This is a genomic window from Halomonas sp. KM-1 (assembly GCF_000246875.1).
Lineage (GTDB): Bacteria > Pseudomonadota > Gammaproteobacteria > Pseudomonadales > Halomonadaceae > Halomonas > Halomonas aerodenitrificans.
On sequence record NZ_BAEU01000088.1, the window covers coordinates 26,328 to 34,440 of the forward strand.

Below are 8,113 nucleotides of genomic sequence, written 5' to 3' on the forward strand. Positions count from 1 at the left end.
GCCTCAGTCCTCCTCGTCGTCGACCAGGGCGAAGACCGTGCGGGTATAGTCCGGCAGCCTGGCAAGAATGTGGAAAATTCCGGTAGCGCAGAAGATTGGTACGACCAGATAGAAGTGCCACTTGGGCCAGTCGAGTGTGATGGCAATGTCGAAGGCTGCTGAGGGGGAGCGTATCCAGCCGATGGAGTACCACAGCAGGGTTGCCAGTACGGCCAGGCAGATCAGCTCGGTCAGCCAGTAGCAGAGCCGCTGCAAGTGACTCGGCATAACCCCAACCAGCATGGTCAGGCGCACGTGCTGGTCATGATGAATGGCTACAGAAATGGCCAGAAAGGCCATCCATACGAGGATATAGACCGCCAGCTCCTCGGCGAAGAAGAGCGGACTGCTGAACACGTAGCGGCCGATTACGTTGACGATCAGCAGTGTGCTGAAGGCAATGATCAGCAGGCCGCAGAGCAGCTGTTCGAACTGCGCCAGCCATCGGCTGGCGCGGGTCAGAGGAGATTTCTGCATCGTTGTCACCCGTGTATCGAGTGGGGTCGTTGCGTCCATGCGGCTCATTCGTCGCCCTGGCGGTCGGCGACCTCTCGCTGGAAGGCCTCTATGACCGGGTGGTCCCCGAAGCGCGCCTGAAAGGCCTGGTTGGCGGCGTCGAAGACTCCCTTGGCATCTTCCAGGGCGAAGACGTCGATGGTTTCCTCCAGGTAGGCAAGGTTGCTGGCCTCCGCTTTTATCTGAGATTGCGTGGCCCAGGTCAGGGCCTCCTGCATGGCCTCCTCGAGCAGTTCGCGCTCTTCCTCTTCGAGCGAGGACCAAGTGCGCTGGCTGATTACCGAAACGGCGGGGAAGGCCATATGGTTGGTCAGGGTGAGGTGCTCGGCCACCTCGTAGAAGCCGGAGCCCACCAAGGCATCGAGATCGATATCGATGCCATCGAGCATGCGATTTTGCAGGCTCTGGTAGACGTCGGGCAGGTGCACGGGGGTGGGGGTGGCACCAGCTTCCCGCCACCAGGTCTGCATGGCCGGGATCGGAATGATGCGTACCTTCTCGCGGCGCAGATCGTCCAGGCTCTCGACGCGACCGTCGCGCATCAGGATGTGGCGCATGCCGGCGAAGGTGTAGCCAAAAGCGTGCAGCCCCTTGTCGTCCAGGCTGGTCAGCATTTGCTGGGCGGACTCGGTCTCGGAGGCCTCGCTGGCTTCGGCAACGCTGTCGAACAGGAAGGGGGAGAACCAGCCGACGAATGCCGGCTCGCGCTGGCTGGTGATGGCGGCAGTCATGATGCCCATGTCCAGCAGACCGGTCTCCATCTGGGAGAACATTGCTGGTTCGTCGCCCAGCTGTCCGGCGGGAAAGATCGAGATGGTCATTTCGCCGTCACTGCGTTTGGCAACGCTTTCGGCGAGGCGCTCGGCGGCCTGGGTCCAGATATGCTGAGGTGGCGTGATGAGGCCCATACGCAGCTCGGTGGCCATTGCCTGGCTGCTCAGGGCCCAAACGGTTGCCCCCATAACGGCGGCAGACAGAACGTTGCGAGTCAGGGTGCGTGCAGTGATTGTCATTGTGCTGGCCTTGTCGGTTGATTTTTCGCGTTCTGGTCAAAAATTGACCTACGTCAGTATTGTGATCATCAGTATTGTGATCAATTATACAAAAGTGCAAGAGTGGCTTCACGGCAGCCTCATGGGCTCATGACGTACGTTGGCTTGGAGACATGACATGACCGAGAACCGGCATTTCCACGACAGGCAAGCACGTGGCTGGCAGGAGCGCCTGCTCGCTGCCTGCATGCCGCAGCTTGTCCAGGCGATCAGGTATGAGGCAGGCGCCGACTATCGCGCCCTTATTCGCGACCTGGAGACTCCCTTGCTACCTGAGTTCGAGCTTGAGGTTGCCCGTCACCTCGGCTGCGGTGATGAGCGTGAGCTGATTCCGGCCGAGACGCTTATGCCGGCAATGTTGCAAGGCTTCGGGCTGACAGCGGATCAATTCGGCCCTGAGGAAAAAGAGCACTTAATGGAGCTGAGAAACAGGTGCAATCGCTGCCTGGCAGTGGGGCACTGCTGGAAAGCGCTCAGGGCCAGAGCCGGTAGGGAAGCCTATCGCGACTATTGCCCTAACGCCCCTGCCTTTGAGGAAAAGGCTCGCGAGTTTGGCAGCTGATAGGAGTCTGCTGTTTCTTGCGCATACGGTATTTCAGGGGTATCTGCCGCTGCGGCGATTTTGCATCAGCACTTCGAGAATGGCGTTGGCCTGCTGCATGACCGGCGAGGGTGCTTCGCCCTTGCGCCGGCTGCAGATCACCGGCGAGGTGAGGCTCGGGTCGGCGAGGTAGACGTAGACGATGCCGTCGCGCTGCACGCGCCTGACCTGCTCCGGTACCATGGTGATCCCCAGGCCGGAGGCCACTAGGCCCAACGCGGTCTGCAGCTCATTGGCTTCCTGTGCCACGGTGACCTTGAGGCCGCGGCGGCGAAACAGCCCCAGTGTCATGTCGGCAAAACTCGGGCGCGGCTGGGCCGGGAACAGCACCAGCGGGTACTCGGCGAGCTGGGCCAGGCTCGGCTTGGTATCCGCCAGCGGGTGGCCTTCGGGTAGTGCGGCCAGCAGCGGCTCGTCGAACAGGTTCTCCTGCTCCACGTCGGGGTCGTCGATGTGCATGCGACCGAAGCCCAGGTCGATGCGCCCGCTCTTGAGCGCCTTCACCTGCTGCACCGTGGTCAGCTCAGCCAGCATCAGCTCGACGTCATCCTTTTGTCGTAATTCTCTTACCAGTAGCGGCAACTGCCCGTAGAACACCGACGGCACGAAGCCGATGCCGAATACCGCGCGCTTGCTGCGGGCCAGCCGCTGGGTCGCGGCGATGGTGGTGTCCACCTTGTCCAGTATCTGCAGGGTATGCTCATGGAAGAGCTGACCCGCCGGCGTCAGGCGCAGTCCACGGGCGCTTCGCTCGAACAGCTCGGCACCGACTTCGCTTTCCAATTGCTTGATCTGTCTAGATAAAGGCGGCTGTGCCATGTGCAGCTTGGCCGCCGCTCGGGTCAGGTTGAGCTCCTCCGCGACCATGCAGAAGTAACGTAGATGGCGCAGCTCCATGATACCTCCAGGGTATGGCTCCGGACCTAAACGATATTGGTTCGGCCGCGCCGTGGCAATCAGACTGCTTCGGTATCGAAACACCGAACCGCCGGAGCGCGCATGTCATCTGTCATCGAGTCCATCGAAACGCTGCTGGTCGACCTGCCGACCATTCGCCCTCACAAGCTCTCCATGACCACCATGGCCTGCCAGACGCTGGTCATCGTGCGTCTACGCGACTCCGACGGCGTCGAGGGCCTGGGCGAGGGCACCACCATCGGTGGGCTCGCCTATGGCCCCGAGAGCCCGGAGAGCATCAAGCGCAACATCGACAGCTACCTGGCGCCGCTGCTGATCGGCCAGCCGGCGGGCGCCGTCGCTACGTTGCGTGCTCGGCTCGACCGCCACGCCCGCGGCAATGCCATCGCCAAGTCGGCGCTGGAGACCGCGCTGCTCGACGCCCAGGGCAAGCGCCTCGGCTTGCCCATGGCCGAGCTGCTCGGCGGTGCGCGCCACGACCACCTGCCGGTGCTGTGGACCCTGGCCAGCGGTGATACCGCCCGCGACATCGACGAGGCCTTCCAGCGCCTGGACCAGCGCCGCCACTGCGACTTCAAGCTCAAGATCGGCGCCAACGCCGTGGACGACGACGTGCGCCACGTGGCCGCGATCAAGGCGGCGCTGGGCGAGCGGGTCAGCGTGCGCGTCGACGTCAACCAGGCCTGGAGCGAGAGCACCGCCGTGCGCGGTATCGCCGCGCTGCAGGCCGCCGGTATCGAGCTGATCGAGCAGCCGGTCTCCGCCCGCGAGCATGCCGGGCTGGTGCGCCTGGCCAAGCGCTTCGAGGTGCCGATGCTGGCCGACGAGGCGGTGGCCGACGCTCGCGACGGCTTCGCTTTGGCTGCCGCCGGCTTCAGCGGCGCCTATGCGCTGAAGATCGCCAAGGCCGGCGGCCCCCGCGGCGCCCTGGCGTTGGCCGAGGTGGCCCAGGCGGCGGGCATCGGTCTCTACGGCGGCACCTTGCTGGAGGGCACCATCGGCACCGCCGCCTCGCTGCACGCCTGGGCCACGCTGCCCGAGCTGGCCTGGGGCAGCGAGATGTTCGGCCCGCTGCTGCTCAAGGACGACATCGTCGCCGAGCCGCTGGCCTACGGCGAGTTCGGCGTGGAGCTGCCGAAAGGCCCGGGGCTGGGGATCGCCCTGGATGAAGACAAACTGGCGCATTACGCCCGCCGTTGAGGAGAAACGCATGCTTTTCCAAGTGGAAATGACCGTCAAGCTGCCGCCGACGATGCCGGCCGACGAGGCCGCCGCGATCAAGGCGCGCGAGAAGGAGTATGCCCAGGAGCTGCAGCGTCGGGGCAAGTGGCGCCACCTGTGGCGGATCGCCGGCAGCTACGCCAACGTCAGCATCTTCGACGTGCGCGACAACGCCGAGTTGCAGGAGCTGGTCGCGGGCCTGCCGCTCTTCCCGTGGATGGAGATCAGCGTCAAGCCGCTGTGTCGCCATCCGTCATCCATTCGCGACGACGACAGCTGATCGAGCAGTACGCCAGCCCCGTGGGGCACCCAACGACAATGAGGAATGACCCATGACCGTGAAGATCCATGACTCTCCCGACGTACAGGACTTTCTCAAGGCCGTGGCCGGCTTCGACCAGCAGGGCGGTAGCCAGCGCGGCAAGCAGATCCTGCACCGGCTGCTCTCCGACGTATACCGCCTGATCGACGACTTCGACGTCAGCCCCGAGGAGTTCTGGTCGGCGGTGGGCCTGCTCAACGAGCTGGGCAAGGAGAGCCAGTTCGGCCTGCTGGCCCCGGGGCTCGGCTTCGACCACTACCTCGACATGCGCATGGACGCCGCCGACGAGCAGGCTGGCCTGACCGGCGGCACGCCGCGTACCATCGAGGGCCCGCTCTACGTGGCTGGCGCGCCGGTGAGCGAAGGCGAGGCGCGCATGGACGACGGCAGCGATGAAGACGCCGAGGTGATGTGGTTGACCGGCCAGGTGCGCGACACCCAGGGCAAGCCGGTGGCCGGCGCCCAGGTCGAGATCTGGCACGCCGACTCCAAGGGCGGCTACTCCTTCTTCGACCCCTCGCAGTCGCAGTACAACCTGCGCCGTACCATCATTGCCGACGCCGAGGGCCGTTACCGCGCCCGCAGCATCATCCCCTCCGGCTACGGTGTGCCGGCCGGCAGCCCCACCGACCAAGTGCTCAAGCTGCTGGGCCGTCACGGCCAGCGTCCGGCGCACATCCACTTCTTCGTCTCCGCTTCGGGCCATCGTCACCTGACCACCCAGATCAACCTGGCCGGCGACGAGTACACCTGGGACGACTTTGCCTTCGCCACTCGTGAAGAGCTGGTGGTCGACGCCACCCGCATCGAGGACGCCGCCGAGGCCGCCAAGCGCGGGCTCGAAGCGCCCTTCACTGAGGTGGTGTTCGACGTCGAGCTGGCGCCCACCGCCGACCCCGAGCAGCAGAGCCGCCACAAGCGCCCGCGGGCGCTGGAAGACGAGGCGACACCGGCCAAGCGCGAGCCCGTCGAGGCCTGAGCGGCCGCAACCGACGCTACCTGACTGACGACACGAAGCGCTCCGCCCGCCGGCACCGCCGGTGGGTAGGGGAGCCTCGTTCCTGACAAGAGCAACGAGGAGTTGCTGCCTTACTGGTTGTTCTCTCGGGATGAGCCTGTTTGCTCCAGGGTATTAGTTTCTTTAATCGTGCACCAACCTAAGCGGCGCCAGGGCGGTGGACTGCTTCCAACTGTCGTATGCGACCAATACAGACCATGAGTTGCCGCGGTAGAGAACCATAAGTTCATGCGGCAGCACGCTTGTCACGTACGTCCCCGCGCCCCTCTGGCGCGTATGTACAGTGCTATAACCAGGAGTCCAAAATGAATTCAGCCGAAATTAGCGCGTCGCCTGCTGGCACTACCGTCACCGACTTCAAGCCTCTTTCCTTAGTCGCAGGTTTGCTGATCGCCCTGGCCACCTACACGCTTTTGCCCAATAGTCTCGACCTCGATGCACGTATTGTGGCGGGAATTGCCATGCTGATGGCGGTGTGGTGGATGACCGAGGCGATCCCGATTCCTGCGACCTCGTTGCTGCCGTTGGTACTCTTTCCCTTCTTCGGTATCGCCACCGTAGGGGCAACAGCCTCACCCTATGCGCACTCCATCGTCTTTCTGGTACTGGGGGGTGTGCTGCTGGGTCTGGCAACCCAGCGCTGGAATCTGCACCGTCGTTTCGCGCTGATGACGGTGCTGCTTGTCGGCACCCGACCAGCCCAGATCGTTTTTGGCCTGATGGCAGCCAGTTGGTTCATCACCATGTGGGTCAGCAACACTGCCACGGCAGTGATCATGATGCCCATTGGTGGCTCCATCATCGCGTTGGTGAAGTCGCTGGGAAATGACGAGGCGACACCCAAGTTCTCCGCAGCGGTGCTGATCGGCATTGCCTATGCGATCACCATCGGCTCCATGGCGACCCTGATCGGCCAGCCACCCATGGCGCTGATGCGTGCCTACCTGGAGGATTCCCACGGTGTCGTCATCGGCTTCGGACACTGGATGTTGATGGGCCTGCCATTCTCCTTCGCCATGCTGCTGCTGGCCTGGTGGGTGCTCAACAAGCTGGTGTTCCGTGCCGAGGTGGGGGACATCCAGGGGGGGCGGGCGATGATCGAGTCGGAGCTCAATGCGATGGGGCGTCTGACGCCCGAGGAGCGTCGGGTGTTGATGGTCTTCGCCGGAGCGGTGTTTTGCTGGGTGTTTCTGCCGCTATTGGCGCGGGTGCCAGCCCTCGGCGGGACATTGCCCTGGCTGACCAATATAAACGATACCAGCGTCGCGATTCTGGCGGCTATCCTGATGTTCGTCATTCCCGCATCACGTGGGCAGGGGGCTCTGCTGGAATGGTCGGCGACCCGTGAAGTGCCGTGGGGTGTGCTGATTCTGTTCGGCGGTGGCCTGACCCTTTCGGCTCAGTTCACCGCCACCGGGCTGAGTGCCTGGATCGGCGAAAGCGTCTCGGGTCTGGCGGGGTTGCCGCCACTGCTGGTGTTAGTGGTCACCGCCCTGGTCATCATCCTGCTTACTGAGCTGACCAGTAACACCGCCACGGCTGCTGCCTTCTTCCCGATCATGGGGGCCATCGCCACGGGGCTCGGCGTCGATCCGCTGTTGATGACCATCGTGGTCACCTTCGCCGTCAGCTGCGCCTTTATGCTGCCGGTGGCCACGCCCTCCAACGCGGTGGCCTTTGCCACGGGCGACCTACCGATCGGTCACATGATCCGCGCCGGCATCTGGATGAACCTGATCGGCCTGTTGGTGATCGTGGCAGCGCTCTATACCATTACCCCGCTGGTGTTCGGGGTCGGGTTATAAGTCGCCGGTTTGGGGCACATGATGACTATATGGAAGTTGCCCACCTTGGCGAATTCGGCCAATGTCAAGGCATGAGCGCCGAACTTCGGTCGGCAATTGCAGCACGAGCGTGGCTCCCATGTCTGATCCAGTGGTTTCCCAATACTCGGCGTGGAATCCCGGCCTCGAGGCCGACCTGCCCAGGCGCTACCACGCCCTGGAAACCATTCATCGCGAGGAGAACGTCTCTACCCGGCTGAGCGAGATCCCCGAGCTGAGAGCCCTCACCGGCCTCGAGGAGGAGGAGCTGGTGGCGTTTCGCGCCGAGCGTCTGGTGCTGCACGAGCTGATCGTGCGGGTGACCGCCGATATCCGAGTGGCCGAGGGGGAAGAGGAGGAGATGCTGGGGCGCAACTTCCGCCGCATCACCCTGCAGATCCTCAGCGGCTACCTGCTGCCCCATATGCCGGCGCTGCGTCAGGCCTTCGACGAGCTCTACGCGACGATCCGGACCGGAGTGGGGCAGATCCTGGAAGCGGCCTTCGCCGTCGAGCCGGAAGCGGCCGAGCCCGAGCCGGTCTCGCTGCTGGCCCGCTGGCTGGGCAGGCGCCCGGCGCCGCAGCGGCAGGCCGACCGCCGTAC

8 protein-coding genes and 1 pseudogene are annotated in these 8,113 nt (G+C 64.1%); 6 read left to right on the top strand and 3 right to left on the bottom strand.

Translation table 11 applies throughout. The features are described from left to right. Positions 1-3: 3 nt before the first annotated feature. Both B8115_RS09705 and B8115_RS09710 read right to left on the bottom strand, forming a co-directional pair. A complete protein-coding gene (locus tag B8115_RS09705) occupies positions 4-516 on the bottom strand; it encodes a TRAP transporter small permease (RefSeq protein WP_010627595.1) in 513 nt (170 codons plus the stop codon). 44 nt (positions 517-560) lie between these two features. Continuing rightward, positions 561-1,568 (bottom strand): TRAP transporter substrate-binding protein, encoded by a 1,008-nt coding sequence (locus B8115_RS09710; RefSeq protein ID WP_026038020.1) that lies wholly within the window; start codon positions 1,566-1,568, stop codon positions 561-563. A 157-nt stretch (positions 1,569-1,725) separates the two neighbouring features. Here B8115_RS09710 and B8115_RS09715 point away from each other — a divergent pair, with 157 nt between their 5' ends. Continuing rightward, complete coding sequence (locus tag B8115_RS09715; RefSeq protein ID WP_010627597.1) at positions 1,726-2,169, top strand: hypothetical protein; 444 nt, start codon at positions 1,726-1,728, stop codon at positions 2,167-2,169. Between the two features lie 33 nt (positions 2,170-2,202). Here B8115_RS09715 and B8115_RS09720 read toward each other — a convergent pair whose 3' ends face one another. After that, positions 2,203-3,105, bottom strand: a complete 903-nt coding sequence (locus B8115_RS09720) for a LysR family transcriptional regulator (protein ID WP_010627598.1) — start codon at positions 3,103-3,105, stop codon at positions 2,203-2,205. Positions 3,106-3,207: 102 nt separating this feature from the next. On the opposite strand from B8115_RS09720, the gene B8115_RS09725 reads away from it, so the two are divergent. From B8115_RS09725 to B8115_RS09745, 5 genes and pseudogenes are all read left to right on the top strand, one after another. Continuing rightward, positions 3,208-4,326, top strand: a complete 1,119-nt coding sequence (locus tag B8115_RS09725; protein ID WP_010627599.1) for a muconate cycloisomerase family protein — start codon at positions 3,208-3,210, stop codon at positions 4,324-4,326. Between the two features lie 10 nt (positions 4,327-4,336). Continuing rightward, positions 4,337-4,627, top strand: a complete 291-nt coding sequence (gene catC, locus B8115_RS09730) for a muconolactone Delta-isomerase (protein WP_010627600.1) — start codon at positions 4,337-4,339, stop codon at positions 4,625-4,627. 52 nt (positions 4,628-4,679) lie between these two features. Further along, positions 4,680-5,648 carry a catechol 1,2-dioxygenase gene (gene catA, locus B8115_RS09735; RefSeq protein WP_010627601.1) on the top strand — a complete coding sequence of 323 codons (969 nt, stop codon included), beginning with the start codon at positions 4,680-4,682 and terminating at the stop codon, positions 5,646-5,648. 344 nt (positions 5,649-5,992) lie between these two features. Beyond that, a complete protein-coding gene (locus B8115_RS09740) occupies positions 5,993-7,492 on the top strand; it encodes a DASS family sodium-coupled anion symporter (RefSeq protein WP_010627602.1) in 1,500 nt (499 codons plus the stop codon). Between the two features lie 118 nt (positions 7,493-7,610). After that, positions 7,611-8,113 (top strand): annotated as a pseudogene (locus B8115_RS09745) (hypothetical protein); the annotation flags it as partial.

Coding starts and splice junctions, on each gene's coding strand:
- B8115_RS09705 (WP_010627595.1), bottom strand. CDS start 516: ATGCAGAAATCTCCTCTGACCCGCGCCAGCCGATGGCTGGCGCAGTTC.
- B8115_RS09710 (WP_026038020.1), bottom strand. CDS start 1,568: ATGACAATCACTGCACGCACCCTGACTCGCAACGTTCTGTCTGCCGCC.
- B8115_RS09715 (WP_010627597.1), top strand. CDS start 1,726: ATGACCGAGAACCGGCATTTCCACGACAGGCAAGCACGTGGCTGGCAG.
- B8115_RS09720 (WP_010627598.1), bottom strand. CDS start 3,105: ATGGAGCTGCGCCATCTACGTTACTTCTGCATGGTCGCGGAGGAGCTC.
- B8115_RS09725 (WP_010627599.1), top strand. CDS start 3,208: ATGTCATCTGTCATCGAGTCCATCGAAACGCTGCTGGTCGACCTGCCG.
- catC (WP_010627600.1), top strand. CDS start 4,337: ATGCTTTTCCAAGTGGAAATGACCGTCAAGCTGCCGCCGACGATGCCG.
- catA (WP_010627601.1), top strand. CDS start 4,680: ATGACCGTGAAGATCCATGACTCTCCCGACGTACAGGACTTTCTCAAG.
- B8115_RS09740 (WP_010627602.1), top strand. CDS start 5,993: ATGAATTCAGCCGAAATTAGCGCGTCGCCTGCTGGCACTACCGTCACC.